The organism is Robiginitalea biformata HTCC2501 (assembly GCF_000024125.1).
GTDB classification, from domain to species: domain Bacteria; phylum Bacteroidota; class Bacteroidia; order Flavobacteriales; family Flavobacteriaceae; genus Robiginitalea; species Robiginitalea biformata.
Genome location: NC_013222.1, coordinates 2,487,036 through 2,504,217, shown reverse-complemented (window position 1 = coordinate 2,504,217; position 17,182 = coordinate 2,487,036). Strand labels below are relative to the sequence as shown.

Sequence of the window (17,182 nt, the reverse complement as noted above, 5' to 3'; positions counted from 1 at the left end):
AACTCAGATATTTAATCAAGCTACGAGAACTCGATCAGCATCCGTTGAGCGGTAAACCCCGGGCCGAAACTCAGGATGAGGGCGGGGCCCGGTGGCAGGCTGGGATCCTCCAGATAAGCCTGCAAAACATAGAGGACGGTGGCGCTGCTCATGTTGCCGTAATGGCGCAGGACCTCCCGGGTTTTGTCCATATTGGCCAACTGGTCCCGGAATAGTTCCGACACGGTTTCCACGATCTTTCTCCCTCCCGGGTGGAATATCAGATGCCGGAGGTCGGTAATTTCAAGGCCGGACCGGGCCAGAAACGGCCCGAGAAACTGCTGAAAATTCCGGCCGATGGCGTGGGGCACATCTGGATCCAGGATCATCCGGAGTCCCCGGTTGGTCAGGTCAAAACCCATCAATCCGGTCGATTCCGGGAAATGATACATTCCTTCGGCGAGTATCCGCGGGCCGGCCTGCCCCGCTTCGTTGCTGAGCAGCACGCAGCTCGCCCCATCGCCGAAAATGGCGGCACTGATGATGTTCGCCATGGATCGGTCGTTGTGCTGGAAGGTCGCCGCAGGCGATTCCACAGCCAGGACTGCGGCCCGGCTCGCCGAGCCGGCTTGCAGGAAACGCCGGGCGTAAATCAGGCCGGAGACACCTCCAACGCAGCCCATTTCGGTAACCGGAAGACGAATGATATCGCCCCGAAGCCCCTGATCATCGATCAGGTAGGCATCCAGCGATGGGATCATGATGCCCGTACAACTAACTGTAATCAGAATATCCAGAGAATCCGGCTCCCAACCTGCCGCCTCCAGCGCTGCCTGAAGGGCACGGTTCCCGAGCTCCCTGGCCCCTGCCGCATACAGTCGGTTCTTCGCCTCAAAACTCGAGGGGGTAAATACCTCGGCGACATCCATAATCCCGTATCTGCGATCTACCCCGGCACCTTCAAAGATCTTCCTTGCCTTCCTTCGCAGCCGGTCCGGTTCGTCCCGGAGCCACTGGTCCAGGTAGGGCAATATCTCGTCGGTAGTTCGGCTGAAAGCGGGCAACGCCCGTTGGGCCGTAACGATCGATACGTCGTTCATAGCAATTTCTTTTTAGGTTCCAGCGTCCACAGGTACCGAAAGGCCCACCGCCATACCAGGCGGGTGCGCCCCAGGGGCAATCCTGCCGCCAAACGACTGAAATCCTTTCGCCTGAAGCCCCGCAGTATGGATATGCGCCCGTCGCTGCGGGCAATCGGCGACCTCATAAAAATAAGCCCAAAAAACCAGAACAAATAATATGCTGCCGAATTCCTGTGCAAATCATTTACGACGATGGCCCTCGGGCCCTGAGAGAGCCAATGCGCCAACAGCTCCCGTATTTGGGTATCCGTAAAATGATGCAGGAACAGGTTGCAGATGACCAGGGTTCCTTCCGGGAATTCCGGCTGGTTGCGCAGGTCGCGCTGCCGGAAGGCGATTTCCGGATATCCGGCGGAAGCCTGCCGTGCCTGGTCCAGAGTCTTTGGGTTAAAGTCCCACCCCGTCAGGCGGCAGGGGATCGCCTCCCTCCGACAATAGGCAGCCAGATAGCGAAGGAATTCCCCGTCCCCGCAGCCCACATCCAGCACGTGCACCGGGCCTGCCTTTTCCAGGCTGAGAAAAGGCCTGAGGCCTGCCAGGCTCGTGGCATGCCCACCAAGCAACCGGTTAACCCGTCGAATATCCGCGAGTGCCAGGGCGAGTCGGCCCTCGTCGAGTTCCAGGTCGTCCATTTGTTCAGCGGCCTGGCTCCGCATTTTAAAGCGGCTCATGGATGAACGGGGGGTCCATGGGTTTTCGAAACAATAAGCGGCAGCAACCCCGGGAAAGAACCGGCCATCCGCACAAGGACATCCGTCATTCGGGAACGCGTCAGGAGCCATTGCAATGCACGGCCGGATAACAACCGACCCCTGAAAGCGGTATCCCATTTCCCTGAATAATCTTCATTCGCCACCCCATTTCCGGGGCCTGGGACACCCGCCTGTTGTCCGAGTTGCCGGGCCAGCATCCTGCCCCCCAGGATAGCCATCGCCATACCATTGCCGGTTAAGGGGTGGATCAGCTGCGCAGCATCCCCGGCAAATAATACCTGGTTCCTGTGGCGCTTCTTGGCGTCAAAGGAGATCTGTGAAATGGCCAATGGACGTGAAAACAATGGTTTCGCCTCCCCTAACGCCTCCCGCAACCCGGGGTGCGCTGCAATAATTTCTTTTGCGCAGGTTTCCGGTGAATTATAATACGCGAATCGTTTCTGGCGGATCAGGAAACAAAAATTGAGGGCTCCGGTTTCCGTAACCGACAAACCGCCATACCCCCCGCGAAAAGTATAGAGCCCCACCTGGTCGGATGGATAATCGGCCTGGTAATGGTTTTTAATCGCCATCCATTGGGATTTTCTTGCAAAAAACGGCCGGTCTTGCTGCCGGTCCAGGTTGCTCCGTTTGCCCCAGGTGGCCAGGATGCGACCGGCCCGATAATTTCCTGCATCCGTACGCAGCGAGCTGCCTGTTTCCCCGGGGTTGATTTCCCGAATGGTTTCAAACCGCAGGCGGACACCCAGCCCGGAAGCCGCCTCGCAGAGCCGGTGGTCCAACGCATACCTGCTGATGCCCAGCCCCCCAAGCGGCAGATCGGCAAATACCGGCCTGCCTCTTTCGGACTGGAGCCGCAGGCGGGTAATCCGGGGGGCGTCCGAGATGTCCACCCCGACGGATTCCAGATACGGAAGTACTTCGGCCGACAGGTACTCCCCGCAAACTTTGTGGCGCGGGTAGGGATGCTTTTCAAAAACCGTAACGTCCCGCCCCATGCACCTCAACTCGATGGCCGCAGTCAGGCCGGCCAGACCCCCTCCCGCAATGGCGATTTCCGTGAATTCCATTTTCTTAAGTTACGCGAAATCAAAAAAAATCCCGGCCGGAGCCGGGACTAATTTTATTTGGATTCAAATCGGGGAAGCTGGCGATCAGTTTCCGCCCGTTTCCTTCCGGGCCTCCTCCTTGAGGGCCTCACTGGCGATGATCCCCATTTCCACACGGCGGTTTTGGGCCTTGCCCTCCGCGGTGGAGTTGTCGGCACGGGGCTGGGTTTCCCCGTACCACCTAACCGTAAAGCGGTCCTTGTCTATCCCCTGGGCAACCAGGTAGTTGACCACAGACTCTGCCCGGCGCTGGCTGAGGCTCATATTGTAATCCTCCGGCCCGGCGCTGTCGGTATGTCCTTCCACCAGGATCACGGATTTCGGGTATTCCTTAAAAATCCCCGCCAGTTTGTTCAGGGTGGTTACCGAGGCGCCTTCAATAGCCGACTGGTTCGTGGCGAAGTGGACCCCCTGGTCCTGGGTGAAGGTGACATTGATCCCCTCCCCTACGCGTTTTACCTCCGCACCTGGAAGTTCTTCTTCTATTTTTTCGGCCTGCCGGTCCATCCGGTCCCCGATGTATCCGCCGGCAACTCCGCCGACTACCCCGCCAATGATGGCGCCGAGTACGGTATTGCCTTTGCCCACATTGTTGCCGACGACCCCGCCGATGACCGCGCCGCTACTGGCGCCGATAACAGCGCCTTTCTGTTTGTTGTTTGCATTTTTAACGGTATTGCAACCGAATACGAGCCCGAGGATCAGCATCCAGCTCGCCATGCGCATACGATAGGTTTTCATGGATTATTTTTTGATAAATTGATATACAACGCTCACAGGCTGGCCGTCTACCCGGACATTGGAGCGCATTTGCATTTCGGTGGCCGTCAGGTTTTCGATTGTCAGCCGGTACCCGTAGCCGCCCGAGATGTCCTTTCGGTTTTCGTCGATGAATTTGAACTGGAAGGTCGGGTTGTAGCTTTCAGGTTGCTCAATGACAGACCAACGGAAAAACCGGTCGCCCCCATTGCAGAGACTGCCGGACTCAATGGTATAGCGCCCCGTGCTGTTGTTGTCGCGGAAATACCATTCGCTGCCTTCATAGCATATGGCATCGGCATCGTCAAACAGGGTTGCCTTAAATGTCCCTTCGTTATTGGCGTAAACGATATCCGTGAGGGTCCACGTACCGCTTATCATGTTGCGTTTTTCCCGTACGGCTTTGGAAACGGAGCAGGATTGGATCCCCATTGCCACCAGGAGTATCATTGGGAGTATGCGTTTCATAAATGATTGTTTTGTTCGAATATATACGGTCTAAGCCCGTTTCCGGACGTTGCCTATATCGAAAGATGCGCGAAATCCCGGTAGAAACTTTGCCCGATCCGCAGAATTGTGTCCCCGCTAAAATCGTAAAGGGGGAAGCGTGCCGCCGGTTACCCCGCCTCAGTAAGCAATCAGTTCTTCCAGGGCCCGGCGTAACCGCTTTTTTGGCAGGAAACCCGCTTCCAGGTTACGGGCAAAAGGCACGGGGGTTTCCAGGGAAGCCACCCGGCGAACCGGCGCGTCCAGGTATTCAAAGCAATGTTCGCCTATCATGGCGGCAAGGTCCGAACATACACCGCCAAAGAGCGTGTCCTCCTGCAGGAGCAAGACCTTCCCGGTCCGGCGGACGGATTCAAATACCGTCCCGGTGTCCAGCGGGCAGAGCGTCCGCAGGTCAATTAGGTCGGCATCGGTGACCCCCAGCGCATCCAGGGCTTCGATAGCCCAGTGCACCCCGGCGCCGTAGGTGATTACGCTCAGGCCCTCCCCTTCCCGTAAACGCGCTGCCTGCCCGAAAGGTATGGTGAAGTAATCCTGGGGCACATCCCCGTATAGCGACCGGTAGAGACCCTTGTGCTCAAAGAACAACACCGGATTCGGGTCCTCGATGGCCGTGGCGAGCAATCCCTTGGCGTCGGCCGGGAATGCCGGATAAGCAACTTTAAGGCCGGGGACTTTGGTAAACCAGGCCTCGTTGGTCTGGGAGTGAAACGGACCCGCCCCCACTCCGGCACCGCAGGGCATCCGGATCACCACATCTGCCGGCTCCCCCCAACGGTAATGCACCTTGGCCAGGTAATTGACAATCGGGTTGAACCCCGACGTGACAAAATCCGAGAACTGCATCTCGACCACCGCTTTCATACCCCCCAGGGAGAGCCCCATGGCCGTGGAGACGATACCCGATTCGCAAATGGGTGTGTTCCGGACCCGGTCTGTCCCAAACTCCTCCGCAAACCCTTCCGTCACTTTAAAGACTCCACCGTATTCCGCAATGTCCTGCCCAAGGAGCACCAGGTTGTCGTGCCGCTGCATACTCTGCCTGAGTCCCTGAGAGACGGCATCTACCAAGCGGATATTATTTGCATTTAATCCTTTTTCAACTTGTTTAAATACAAATGGTTTAAACACATCATTTAACTCAATACTTTCATTGAATTCAACAGCGGGTTCTGCAAATGCCTCGTCCAAAGCGTTATCAATCTCCTCCTGAATTTCCTTTTTAATCCGCACCTCGCGAACTTCGCTGAGGACCCCGGACTCCCGAAGGAAGGCCGCGTAGTTTTCCAGCGGGTCCCGTTTCCCCCAATGCTCCATCATCTCCTCCGGGACGTAGCGCGTGCCGCTGGCTTCCTCGTGTCCGCGCATCCGGAAAGTTTTAAACTCCACCAGGACCGGACGGGGTTCCTTCCGCATACTGGCGCATAGTTCGCTGATTCTCGCGTAAACCTCCTGGATGTTGTTGCCGTCCAGAATATGCGATTCCATCCCGTAGCCGGCGCCCCGGTCGGCCAGGTTTTCGCAATTATACTGCTCGGAAACGGGGGTGGACAGCCCGTACCCGTTGTTTTCTATGCAGAACAGCACCGGCAACCCCCATACCGACGCAATATTCAGGGCTTCGTGAAAATCCCCCTCGCTGGTGGCTCCTTCCCCCGTAAACACAGCCGTCACCCGACTGCGCCCCTGTAAAAGGTCCGACAGGGCAATCCCGTCGGCCACCCCCAGTTGCGGGCCCAGGTGGGAGATCATGCCGACAATCCGATGCTCCATACTCCCAAAATGGAAACTCCGGTCCCTGCCCTTGGTAAATCCGTTAGCCTTGCCCTGCCATTGGGCAAACAACCGGTTCAGGGGTACGTCCCTGAAGGTAAACGCCCCCAGGTTCCGGTGCATGGGAAGGATGAATTCCTCGGGCTTCAGGCTGGCCGCCACACCCACTGCAATGGCCTCCTGCCCGATGCCGCTAAACCATTTCGAAATCTTCCCCTGACGCAGCAGGATCAACATCTTTTCCTCAATCAGCCGGGGGCGCAACATTTCCCGGTAGAGTCTGAGCTGCATCTCGCGGGGCACTTGGAAGGTTTCGTAGTCGAAAGCAAGCGGGGTCTTTTCCATAGGGTATGCAATGGGTATTTACCCACAAATCTACATATTCGCCGGCAGGATGGCCTATTATTTTATTAACTTTGGGCCAGTAAAAACGCAGCCTATGAACCAGATTCCCAGTGCCGACCTGCGCGACTTCATCTCCGGGGACCCCCAGCGCAAAAACGCCTTCGTCGAACAGCTCGGCGGGGCATTTGAAGACATTGGCTTTGTAGCGCTTAGCGGGCATTTCCTCTCGGAAGAGCTCGTGGAGGAGCTCTACAGTCAGGTGAAGAATTTCTTCAACCTGCCCCAGGAGGTCAAGGCCAAATACGAAATTGAGGGCATAGGAGGCCAGCGGGGGTATACCTCCTTTGGAAAAGAGCACGCCAAGGGGCGAAAAGCGGGCGACCTGAAAGAATTCTGGCATTTTGGGCAATACGTGGAGGACGACCCGGAGCTCGAAGCGGAATACCCGGATAATGTCTTGGTTGAAGAATTGCCGGAGTTTAACAAAGTGGGCCGGGAAGCCTACAAGATGCTTGAGAAAACCGCGCAGTATGTTTTACGGGCCCTTGCGCTCCGCCTGGAATTGCCCGAGAATTATTTTGACGAATTCATCCACAACGGGAATTCCATCCTGAGGCCCATCCACTACCCGCCCATCACGGAGGAACCCAAAGATGCCGTCCGGGCAGCGGCCCACGGAGATATCAACCTGATCACCCTGCTCATGGGCGCGCACGGCAAGGGCCTGCAGGTACAAAACCACAAGGGCGAATGGATCGACGCAATTGCCGCCCCGGACCAGCTGATGATCAATGTGGGCGATATGCTATCGCGCCTGACGAATAACCGGCTGAAATCGACGATCCACCGGGTGGTCAACCCGCCCCGGGAACTCTGGGGTACTTCCCGCTATTCCATCCCGTTTTTTATGCACCCCATCAGCACGATGCCCCTGGATTGCCTGGAGCACTGCATCGACGAGGAAAACCCGAAACGCTTTGAGGACATCACCGCGGGGGAATTCCTGCACGAACGGCTGGTGGAGCTCGGCTTGGTGAAAAAATAGCTGCACATGGACCTGCGAGATCAACTGAAAAACCTGTTTCCCGACCACGAACCGGAACCGGAATCGGAATCCGATTCGGGGAATCCCGACCCAAACCCCGTTTGGCTGCAGGAAGACCCCATCCGCTGTATTTACGAGAAGCGCCGCGGCAAGCCGGTAACGGTCCTTGAGGGCTATACGGGTGCCGATTCGGATTTCGCTTCCCTTACCCGGGAAATCAAGAAGCACCTGGGGGTTGGAGGCTCCTACAAGGACGACCGCATCCTCATACAGGGCGACTGCCGGGACCAGATTATGCAACTTCTTAAAAGCAAAGGTTTTAACGTAAAGCGGGTAGGCGGATAATCCGCCGGGTATCTGTTAATTAGTTTTGCTTTTTATCGACGAAGTATTACATTTACTCGATAGAACCGCAACCAAAACAGTCCGAAAATGAGTTCCCAATTGCACATTACCAACGGGGATAATTTCACCCAGCGATTACAAGAACTGAAGTTGAAGGGCGACATTATCACCTGGCGGGAGATGCTGTGCGAGGGGAAGACGGAGACCAATGTGGGCAGCGAAGCCTTTTGGAAAACCCGGTTTGAATTCCTCCACAAGAACTACAACGTCAGCAAATCCTGGTTCATCGAAAAAACGCTGAAGGAATACCGCTCGCTCTGCAACCACAAACAGCAGGACGAGATTATTTTGTGGTTTGAATACGACCTTTTTTGCCAGATCAACATGCTGGCGGTCATCAGCTGGCTGAAAACGCACCGGCGTCACGCCCGGATCACGCTGGCCTGCAGCGGCGACCAGGAATCCGACGGCAAGTACCACGGCCTTTCCGAATTGAGCGAGGAACAAATCCACAAACTCTTCGACAAACGGGTAGAACTCTCACAGGACGATATTGAATACGCGGACTACGTGTGGCAACTCTACTGCAGCGACAACCCGATCCGGCTGGAAAACCTGACGGATTTTGAGAATTACAAATTTGATTACCTGGAAAACAGCATCCTGGTCCACCTCAAGCGCTTCCCGACCATCAGCAACGGGCTTAACGAGTTGGAAAACCGGGTCCTCCAGGTAGTTGCCGAGGAGAAACCGAAAAGCAAGAAAGCCCTGATGAAGTCCCTGCTGACCAACCAGGGGTGGTATGGTTTCGGCGATTCTCAATACGAACGCATCCTATCCAGTCTCAAGCCGCTCTTTTCCTCTATCAGCCCTGCGCGGCTCAATAAAACCGGCAAGGACATCCTGGACCGGAAAACGAGTTATTACTCGATGATCCGCGATAGTGATGCCTACCTGGGCGGCGCCCTGAAATACAACTTCCTTTACAATTCGGATTCCGGGCGCATCCTAAAGCTCTGATATGTCCCTGGAGCCCTCCGAACTCATTTTGAATGCGGATCGCTCCGTCTACCACCTCAATCTACGGCCGGGGGATCTCGCCGAAACCATCATCCTGGTGGGCGATCCCGAACGGGTCCCTCAGGTCTCACGCCATTTTGATTCCGTTGAATTCTCCGTGTCCAAGCGCGAATTCACCACGCACACGGGCACGTTGGGCAAACAGCGCCTGAGTGTCGTTTCCACGGGCATCGGAACGGATAATATCGATATTGTCCTGAACGAAATCGACGCGCTTTTCAACATTGACTTTGAGACCCGGCAACCCAGGGCGGCGACAACCCGCCTTCGCCTGGTCCGTATCGGTACCTCCGGGGCGCTGCAAAAGGATATTCCCGTGGATTCCTTCGTAATCAGCGAGTATGCCATCGGGTTTGACGGCTTGTTGCACTACTATGACAGCGAGCACCTGCAACGGGCAGATATCCAGTACCGCTTTCTGGAGGCGATGCAATGGTCTGTTATGAAAGCGGTGCCCTACGTGGTGACCCCCGATCCCGGGCTTACGGATTTATTGAGTACGTCGGAAGTCATCCGCGGGATGACGGCTACCAACCCGGGGTTTTACGCCCCCCAGGGCCGCAGGTTGCGCCTGCCCCTTCAACAACCGGACTGGTTGGCCCGGATGGCTGAGTTCCGGTTTGGGGACCTCCGGATTACCAATATGGAGATGGAAACAGCTGGCATCCTCGGGCTGGCCGGCTTGCTGGGCCACCAGGCCGCCTCCCTGAGCGCTATCCTGGCCAACCGGGCAAACGGGGAGTTTTCCGAAGACCCGTCACGGACTATCGACCGGTTGATCACCCGCACTTTGGAAATCCTGGTATAAATTGAATTCTATGGAAAATATGGCACGAATAGCCGGAGTCCCGGAACATTTCAACCTGCCCTGGCACCTCGCACTTCAGGACGGCGCCTTTGCCCGACAGGGCATCCACCTCGAATGGACGGATGTGCCCCAGGGAACCGGGCGCATGTGCGCCATGCTCGAAGCAGGGGAGACAGATCTCGCCCTGATACTCACTGAAGGATTTGTCAAAGCGGCTTCCGGGGGGCTGGATGCCGTCATTGTCCAGGAATATGTGGGATCTCCGCTGCAATGGGGCATCCATGTGGGCAGTAAAAGCGATTTCCAGGAGGTCGGAGAGCTTCAAAACGGCCGGGCGGCCATCAGCCGGTACGGAAGTGGCAGCCACCTGATGGCTTATGTCCTTGCCGGGAACATGGGCTGGGATACGCAATCCATGGGTTTTGAGGTGGTCGATACCCTGGACGGGGCAGTTAGCGCCCTGTCTGCGGGAGAAGCCGATTATTTTATGTGGGAACGGTTTACCACCCAGGCCCTGGTCGATTCCGATGTGTTCCGGCGGGTCGGGGTCTGCCCAACCCCATGGCCTTGTTTTGTTTTGGTTGCCCGAGGCGAATATGCGCGTTCAAAGCCCGGGGTCCTGCAAACCCTGCTGCAGGTCATCAATAGCTACACCTCTCGCTTCAAAGCCATCCCGGATATCGACCAGACCCTGGCGCTCCGGTATGATCAGAAATTGGAGGATATACGTTCCTGGCTAAAAATCACCGAGTGGAGTCAGCAACAGGTTGAAGTACATGTTCTTGATAATGTAATCAATACATTATTTGAATTAAACTTATTGTCCAACAATATCAGGAAGGAGGATTTCTTATGGGAGCCCACCTCCGGGAATCCCAAATAAACCCTTTCTAGGCGGGGAATTTTCCCGGGATGCACGCCCGTAAAGGCGGCCTGCTCGTGCAGGAGCCTCCAATCACCATTCGATTGGGCTCCTCCCCCCCGCTTCCAGCAATTCATTTGTTTTTCTGAAGTGGCCGTTGCCAAACCACAGCCCCCGATTGGCACTCAGCGGGGACGGGTGGCCCGAGGTCAGGATATGGTGTTTCGCCGCGTCGATCAGGGGTGCCTTGCGCTTGGCAAATCCGCCCCAGAGCAGGAACACCAGGCTGTCGCGATCTTCCGAAAGCCTAGTGATTACCGCATCGGTGAAAATTTCCCAGCCCTGTTTCTGGTGGCTTCCCGCCTTGTGGGCGCGAACGGTCAAGGTGGCGTTGAGCAACAACACCCCCTGTCGGGCCCACCGGCCAAGATCCCCGCTCTGCGGGCAGGGCTGCCCGAGATCCCGCTCAATTTCCCGGAATATATTCACCAAAGAAGGCGGATGGCTTAGTCCCTCGCGAACTGAGAAGCACAGCCCGTTGGCCTGCCCCGGTCCGTGATAGGGGTCCTGACCGATGACAACCACTTTGACAGCATCGGGATCGCAGTGGGAGAAGGCTGCAAAGATCTCCGCCCCTTTCGGGTAACAAGTGTGCTCGTTGTATTCCCGACGGACAAAATCGGTGAGTTTCCGGAAATAGGGTTTCTCAAATTCCGGTTGCAAAAGCGGTTTCCAGGCCGGGTTTATGCGTACTTCCATGAGGAATCAGTTGGTTTTTCAGGGAGACGGGGCTATTCGGCGAAGGTACAAAATACCCGGCGGAAGACGGGCGGGCGCGCCGTCCTTTTCAGCAATTCGCCATTCCGCTTTTTACCGGCATTGACTACCTTTGCCAGGTTGCCTGTTACGATGAAGAAAATCACTGCAAAAACGCTTGAAGACCTGGAATTCCCGGAAATCCGGAAACAACTCGAGGCATTCTGCCATACGGGCCCCGGCAGGCAGGCGGCCCGGTCGGTTACCCCTTTCCGCGATGCCGGGCTCCTGCAGGATAGCCTGGCTCGCGCCTCGGAATACCTGGCGTCGTTTGAAAACGACAACCAGATCCCGAATCACGGGTTTGAACCGGTAGACTCCTTCCTGGGGATGCTCAAGGTGGAAAACAGTTTGCTGCCCATCGAGGCTTTCCGGCATATGTCCGATTTGGCTGGTTTGATACGGGACCACCAGCGGTTTTTTAAAAAGTTTGCAGACTATTATCCGTATCTGAACCAATGGGTTGCCCGGGCGGAATTCCACGCGATAATCCCGGAGCGAATCGGCGGGGTGATTGACCGTTTCGGGGAAATCCGCGACGACGCCTCGGACAATCTGCGGGAGATCCGCCGGAAAATGGAACAGGCGCGGGCCGGAATCAACAAGAGTTTCAATTCCGCCCTGTCGCGCTACCAGCAAGCGGATTACCTGGACGAAATTCGGGAGTCGGTGGTCGAGAACCGGCGGGTACTCGCGGTGAAAGCGATGTACCGTCGCAAGGTAAAGGGCAATGTGCTTGGCACTTCCAAGACCGGCAGTATTGTCTATGTCGAACCGGAGGCTACCGAACGGCATAACCGGGAACTCCAATTGCTGGAACTCGACGAAAAGGATGAAATCCACAAAATCCTCCGGGCCCTGGGAGCCGATTTAAGGCCTTTTATTCCGGATCTGGCCACCTACCAGGATGTCATGACGGAAATCGATCTGACGGCAGCTAAGGCACGTTATGCGGCATCTTACGGGGGGATCCTCCCGGAGATCAATTCGGATCGGAAGCACTACCTCCGCGATGCCTACCACCCGTTGCTCCTGCTCAGCAACCGGAAACAGGGCCTGAAAACCTGGCCCCAGACCATCGGGATGCACCCGGAGAACCGGATTATCGTAATTTCCGGGCCGAATGCAGGCGGGAAGAGTATCACCCTGAAAACCATCGGACTCCTGCAGGTGATGCTGCAAAGCGGCCTGCTTATCCCCGTCCACGAGCGAAGTTCCTGCCGGCTCTACGATCAGGTGCTCACCGATATCGGCGACAACCAGTCTATCGAAAACCACCTGAGCACGTATTCCTACCGGTTGAAAAACATGAACCGCTTCCTGCGAAAATGCAATGCGGAAACCCTTTTCCTGATCGATGAGTTCGGCACGGGCAGCGACCCGGAACTCGGCGGCGCCCTGGCGGAAACCTTCCTGGAAACCTTCTACGAACGGGGCTCTTTTGGCGTGATCACCACGCACTACGCCAATTTAAAGGCATTGGCGGGGGAATTGCCCCATGCCAGCAATGCAAACATGCTCTTTGACCGAAAAACCCTTGAGCCGGTATTCAGCCTGGAGGTGGGCCAGCCGGGGAGCTCCTTCACGTTTGAAGTAGCCCAGAAAAACGGCATCCCTTTCAGCCTGATCAACAAAGCCAAAAAGAAAGTATCCCGGGGCAAGGTGCGATTCGACGAGAGTATCGCCAAACTCCAGAAGGAACGCAGCAAAATGGCTAAGACCGGGGACCGGCTTCAGGAAGAAGAGAGCAAAGCGCGGGAGGAGGCCGAAAAGTTGGAGACCCTGAACAGCAAATTGAAGGAAAAACTCAGCAGCTACCAGGAGCTTTATGATTACCACCAGCGGATGATCCACCTGGGCACCCGGGTGGACAAGGCGGCCGAACGGTATTTCCGGGAGAAAAAGAAGCGCCCGCTTATCTCTGAGCTCTTGCGCATCGTGGAAACCGAGAACAGCAAGCGCAAAAAGCCATCGGCTGAATCCCGGGCCGAGATCAAAAAGAAAGAGCAGGCCAACCAACAGATTAAGAAGGAGATAAAGGAGATACGAAGCCAAAAGGCTGCGAAAAAGAAACAGGAAGAAAAGCGCAAAAAGTCCCGGCCGAAGCCCGTGCTGAAGGTGGGCGACAGGGTGCGGCTGCAAGACGGCAAATCCGTGGGCAGTATTGACAGCATCGAGAAGGACAAAGCGATTGTCAACTACGGCATATTTACCACCAATGTGAGTGTGGACCAGTTGGAATTGGTGGAAAAAGGCAAGAAGGGGTGATACTGCATATGCAGCCGGGTAGCTTCATTTAATCTGTGGATATAAAGCGGCGATTTATCCTATTAGGGGTACCCCTCCCCGCCCCTCATTCAAGATAATTTAGCCCTCCGCAAATTCCATGCAGCAGAAATCGCAAACCCCGACGTATCTTCGCGACATGGATTTCCCTGAAGGCAAAAAAATCATCCTGTTCGACGGTGTTTGCAACCTTTGCAACGCTGCAGTCCAGCGCATCATCCAGCGAGACAGGCAAGATGTTTTCCTGATGGCGCCGTTGCAGGGGCCAACAGCCCGGGAACTGACCCGGGAAAGGGGCATTGACACGGAACAGGTAGACTCCATCATCCTGATCGACCCCGGGGTAGCCTATTACATCAAATCCGACGCCGCTCTGGAAATTGCAAGGGACCTGAAGGGGTACCGCTGGCTGCCGTTCCTCACCGGCTGGATCCCGCGTGCGGTTCGCGACTGGGTTTACGACCTGGTGGCTCGCAACCGGTACGGCTGGTTCGGCAAACGGCAGGATTGCATGCTGCCCACCCCGGAAATAAAGGAAAAGTTCCTGGATTAATGGATGCATCGGGCCTTAACAGCCCAATGCCCCGTTATTTCAGGTTGTTAAGGATAAAGTCCAGTGTGGGATTGGTATTGCGCTTATCCCGAAAACTCAGGCAGTCGTGCGGCCCTTTCACGGCCAGGCCGATGTCCTGCAGGTAGGCAATCTGCTTTTCGAAATCCAGGGCAACCTTGCCGGTGAGCATCCGGTCCATGGATTCCTCCCGCAAATAGCGCTTATAGATCTTGCGCAACCCACTCAGGTAGAGCCGGTCTTTGGTGAAACCACCCCCCCGATGCGCCCTCAGCGTAATCGTAAATGCCGCATCCCGGTCCAGCTTATACTGGTTGTGGATCAGATCGAAGGTATCTGCAAAGCTGTAACCTTTACTTAAACTATCAGATGCTAATACCCTGTATGATATCTCTTTAAGTCTTTTTAAAGTAAGGGCGCCGCCCATGTATTCGCTGAAAACGGCCAGGCCTTCCTGGGTCTCCACGTTTTTGGGCAATCCATTGGAAAATATTTTCAGGGGTTGCGCCAGCCCGTTGAAAGTTGTGACCAGGTGCACCCCAATTTCATGGTGTGCCAGGGTGAGCAACTGGTTATCGCTGAACCGGGCGTTCCGCTTGATAAGCAGGCTGCGGCTGCTATTGCTCACCATGGCCTCCGCCGCAATATGCGTCGAGAACCGGATGTCCAGAGGAAAATCGTATTGCTTTGCGAATTTCTCAAAGTAGGCCCGGGCCGCTTCCGGGCTGTGCCGTTTTTCCATGTTCCCGAAAGCGGGTTCGTCTTCAAAATGCAGGATAAACCGGGCGTTTTCCACGTCTTTCTCCGTCGGCGTGCCGTAGACTCTCAGGGAATTGTAGTAGAACCGTTTTCCGTGCCCGATCGTTTCGATACACTGCACCATATTCGCGTAAAAGTAGATGACCTCCTTATACATGTCCCGGATCACGGGGTCCTCAATGCGATCCAGCCGATGGGAAAAAAAGAGACGGTGCAACTTATAGGGGTCGAACTTGAGTTTGGGATACTTAAATTGCGGCTCCTCCGTAAATTTCGATGCGAAAAACCGGTGTTTTTCCTTTTCCGTATTCAGCGGGTTGACGTACTGCAGCAATTCGATGCGCTTTACCAGGCGGTCCAGGTGGGTATCGATTTCCAGGACCCGGGCGTACTGGTGCTGCAGGTCGGGGTGTATTCGGGGTTCGGTCATAGGGATTTTCGGAATGCGGCGAGCTGCAAAGGTATTAATTCTTTCAATTGCCGGCGTACAGCCGCCACGACTTCCGGATAGAGGATGCCGCTTGTCTCGTCGCAATACACCTTGGCGATCTCGGTGGCGAGCACCAGGGTGTTTCCGAAGTTTCGGGTGATGAATTTCAGAAAGTATCCGTTGCCCTGAAAGGTATCGTTGATCCGGGCGGTGGAGGGGATTGCGTGGGGCAATACGATATCCGCCAGTTTTGCCCGCCAGGCCTCGGCCAGGTGTCCAAAACGCGCATTGTCGATATTGCGAGTCCCCAGGTTCCAGGTGGGTACCTCCCGCTGCCAGCGACGGTAATTATAGCTGTGCATGTCGATGACCAGAACGGCGCCGTGCAGGGACTCGAGCTTGCCGACCAGGGCATGGACTACCTGGTAAAAGGCCTGATGTTTTCCCAGGCTGAGCTGATGCTCCCTCCCGGGAAGGGGTCGCTTCCACAGGGGTTTGCCCCAGGCGTCCTCGTAAATAGCAGACTCCGGCGGGCGGTTCAGGTCGTATTCAAACCGGCTGTCACAGCCCGCCAGGACTATCGGGTGGTCGGCTACCATGTCCCGGGTACAGGGGTCCTCCTCATACCATCGCTCGTATTCCGTATGCGTGCAGATACCCCATAGTGCTTTGCGGAACTGGTGCCCGTCGTGGACAGCCCCGCACACCAGGGGGGCGTACTCTTCGATTTTCAGCCTGAAGGAATAGTCATCGGCTACGGCTTCAAAGGGTTCTCCCCGTTCAATGCGGCGGAGCATCTCCGCCACCGGGAGCCTAAGCATCGTCAACCTCTTTACGCAGGCGGGAACGGCGGTCAAAGGCCTTCAACTTGTCCATCACCTTGCTTTCAATAAAATCGATAACCTTGGTCTGCACCTTGGTTTTATAAGCCTTGTTGATGTAGGTAATCCCGCCCGGGGACATCACATTCACCTCTACCAGCTTCCCGCCGATCACGTCGATCCCCACAAAATAGAGCCCGTCGCTGACCAGCCTTGGGCCAATCTGCTTGCAAAGCGCCTTTTCCTGTTTGGTCAGCGTGTGCTTGGCCACGGAACCCCCTGCGGAAACATTCGAACGGTGGTCGCCGGAGCCCGGGATGCGGCGCATGGCGCCAATTGGCTCCCCATTGAGAAGCAGGATCCGGATATCCCCCTGGTCGGCCCCTTCGATGTACTCCTGGAGGATGACGTAATTTGAAGTGCCGTCCGAATTGGTGATGTAGAAATCCAGCAGCGAATTGATATTGGACATGGCCGACTTTTCAATGAGAATCACCCCGGAACCCCCGTATCCGTTAAGCGGCTTCAGGATCATCCGGTCGGATTCCGATTCTTTGATCTGCCGGATCAGGTAATTTTTGTTTTTGGATACGTGCGTATTGGGTATGATGTTGCTGTGCGTATCGCCAAACGCTGCCGTATACAACTTGTTGTTGGCCTCCCGCAACCCCCGGAGGGAATTGACGATAAACACATCGTCCTTTACCGAGTCCAGGAAGTTGAGCATGAGTGGGTCCAGGGGTGGGTTGGCACGCATGAATATCACGTCGAATCCGGCCAGAGGAAGCATCTCCTCCCGGGTAGTCGCCTTCTTGTAGAAGGCTTTCAAATTACCGGGTATCTTTTCCATCCGGTTGATCACCGTACAGAACGCGCTGGTGACGCTGTTCCGGATGGTGAGGTTGGCCGGGGTACAAACAGCCACCCCGTGGTTGCGCCGCACGCATTCGTGGATGAGCGCCAGGCTCGTATCGTTGTCCGGGTCGATTTCTTCCCAGGGATACATCAGGAAACAGATATTCATATTGCGCA

At 55.8% G+C, this 17,182-nt stretch carries 17 protein-coding genes; 7 read left to right on the top strand and 10 right to left on the bottom strand.

Annotated elements, in window-relative coordinates; genetic code table 11:
- Positions 1-20 precede the first annotated feature (20 nt).
- The 6 genes from RB2501_RS11070 to RB2501_RS11045 all read right to left on the bottom strand — a co-directional run bounded on the left by RB2501_RS11070 (position 21) and on the right by RB2501_RS11045 (position 6,327).
- Entirely contained in the window at positions 21-1,079 is a 1,059-nt protein-coding gene (locus RB2501_RS11070; protein WP_015754906.1) for a type III polyketide synthase, read from the bottom strand.
- The gene (locus tag RB2501_RS11065; RefSeq protein ID WP_015754905.1) at positions 1,076-1,792 is read right to left on the bottom strand and encodes a methyltransferase domain-containing protein; all 717 of its coding nucleotides are present in this window, start codon (positions 1,790-1,792) and stop codon (positions 1,076-1,078) included. The genes RB2501_RS11070 and RB2501_RS11065 overlap by 4 nt, the downstream gene beginning before the upstream one ends.
- The gene (locus RB2501_RS11060; RefSeq protein WP_015754904.1) at positions 1,789-2,904 is read right to left on the bottom strand and encodes an NAD(P)/FAD-dependent oxidoreductase; all 1,116 of its coding nucleotides are present in this window, start codon (positions 2,902-2,904) and stop codon (positions 1,789-1,791) included. Before RB2501_RS11060 ends, RB2501_RS11065 begins: the two co-directional genes overlap by 4 nt.
- An 84-nt stretch (positions 2,905-2,988) precedes the next feature.
- Complete coding sequence (locus RB2501_RS11055; RefSeq protein WP_015754903.1) at positions 2,989-3,684, bottom strand: OmpA family protein; 696 nt, start codon at positions 3,682-3,684, stop codon at positions 2,989-2,991.
- Between the two features lie 3 nt (positions 3,685-3,687).
- On the bottom strand, positions 3,688-4,170 hold the full coding sequence (locus RB2501_RS11050) for a lipocalin-like domain-containing protein (RefSeq protein WP_041327209.1): 483 nt from the start codon (positions 4,168-4,170) through the stop codon (positions 3,688-3,690).
- Between the two features lie 159 nt (positions 4,171-4,329).
- Positions 4,330-6,327 (bottom strand): alpha-ketoacid dehydrogenase subunit alpha/beta, encoded by a 1,998-nt coding sequence (locus tag RB2501_RS11045; protein ID WP_015754901.1) that lies wholly within the window; start codon positions 6,325-6,327, stop codon positions 4,330-4,332.
- A 94-nt stretch (positions 6,328-6,421) separates the two neighbouring features.
- Here RB2501_RS11045 and RB2501_RS11040 point away from each other — a divergent pair, with 94 nt between their 5' ends.
- From RB2501_RS11040 to RB2501_RS11020, 5 genes are all read left to right on the top strand, one after another.
- Positions 6,422-7,372 (top strand): isopenicillin N synthase family dioxygenase, encoded by a 951-nt coding sequence (locus RB2501_RS11040; RefSeq protein WP_041327208.1) that lies wholly within the window; start codon positions 6,422-6,424, stop codon positions 7,370-7,372.
- A gap of 6 nt (positions 7,373-7,378) precedes the next feature.
- Positions 7,379-7,717, top strand: coding sequence for a translation initiation factor (locus RB2501_RS11035; RefSeq protein WP_015754899.1), 339 nt, complete (start codon positions 7,379-7,381; stop codon positions 7,715-7,717).
- An 87-nt stretch (positions 7,718-7,804) separates the two neighbouring features.
- On the top strand, positions 7,805-8,737 hold the full coding sequence (locus tag RB2501_RS11030) for a DUF1835 domain-containing protein (RefSeq protein WP_015754898.1): 933 nt from the start codon (positions 7,805-7,807) through the stop codon (positions 8,735-8,737).
- A gap of 1 nt (position 8,738) precedes the next feature.
- Positions 8,739-9,605 (top strand): nucleoside phosphorylase, encoded by an 867-nt coding sequence (locus RB2501_RS11025; protein ID WP_015754897.1) that lies wholly within the window; start codon positions 8,739-8,741, stop codon positions 9,603-9,605.
- 10 nt (positions 9,606-9,615) lie between these two features.
- The gene (locus RB2501_RS11020; RefSeq protein ID WP_015754896.1) at positions 9,616-10,488 is read left to right on the top strand and encodes a substrate-binding domain-containing protein; all 873 of its coding nucleotides are present in this window, start codon (positions 9,616-9,618) and stop codon (positions 10,486-10,488) included.
- A 72-nt stretch (positions 10,489-10,560) separates the two neighbouring features.
- Here RB2501_RS11020 and ung read toward each other — a convergent pair whose 3' ends face one another.
- Entirely contained in the window at positions 10,561-11,226 is a 666-nt protein-coding gene (gene ung, locus RB2501_RS11015) for a uracil-DNA glycosylase (protein ID WP_015754895.1), read from the bottom strand.
- 150 nt (positions 11,227-11,376) lie between these two features.
- Here ung and RB2501_RS11010 point away from each other — a divergent pair, with 150 nt between their 5' ends.
- Entirely contained in the window at positions 11,377-13,551 is a 2,175-nt protein-coding gene (locus RB2501_RS11010) for an endonuclease MutS2 (RefSeq protein ID WP_015754894.1), read from the top strand.
- Between the two features lie 118 nt (positions 13,552-13,669).
- Complete coding sequence (locus RB2501_RS11005) at positions 13,670-14,122, top strand: thiol-disulfide oxidoreductase DCC family protein (protein ID WP_015754893.1); 453 nt, start codon at positions 13,670-13,672, stop codon at positions 14,120-14,122.
- A 34-nt stretch (positions 14,123-14,156) separates the two neighbouring features.
- Here RB2501_RS11005 and RB2501_RS11000 read toward each other — a convergent pair whose 3' ends face one another.
- From RB2501_RS11000 to gshB, 3 genes are read right to left on the bottom strand one after another with little or no spacing between them, the layout of a single operon-like run.
- Positions 14,157-15,329, bottom strand: coding sequence for a flavohemoglobin expression-modulating QEGLA motif protein (locus tag RB2501_RS11000; protein ID WP_015754892.1), 1,173 nt, complete (start codon positions 15,327-15,329; stop codon positions 14,157-14,159).
- Positions 15,326-16,150, bottom strand: coding sequence for an N-formylglutamate amidohydrolase (locus tag RB2501_RS10995; RefSeq protein WP_015754891.1), 825 nt, complete (start codon positions 16,148-16,150; stop codon positions 15,326-15,328). Before RB2501_RS10995 ends, RB2501_RS11000 begins: the two co-directional genes overlap by 4 nt.
- Complete coding sequence (gene gshB / locus RB2501_RS10990; protein ID WP_083760718.1) at positions 16,143-17,174, bottom strand: glutathione synthase; 1,032 nt, start codon at positions 17,172-17,174, stop codon at positions 16,143-16,145. The genes RB2501_RS10995 and gshB overlap by 8 nt, the downstream gene beginning before the upstream one ends.
- Positions 17,175-17,182: the final 8 nt, after the last annotated feature.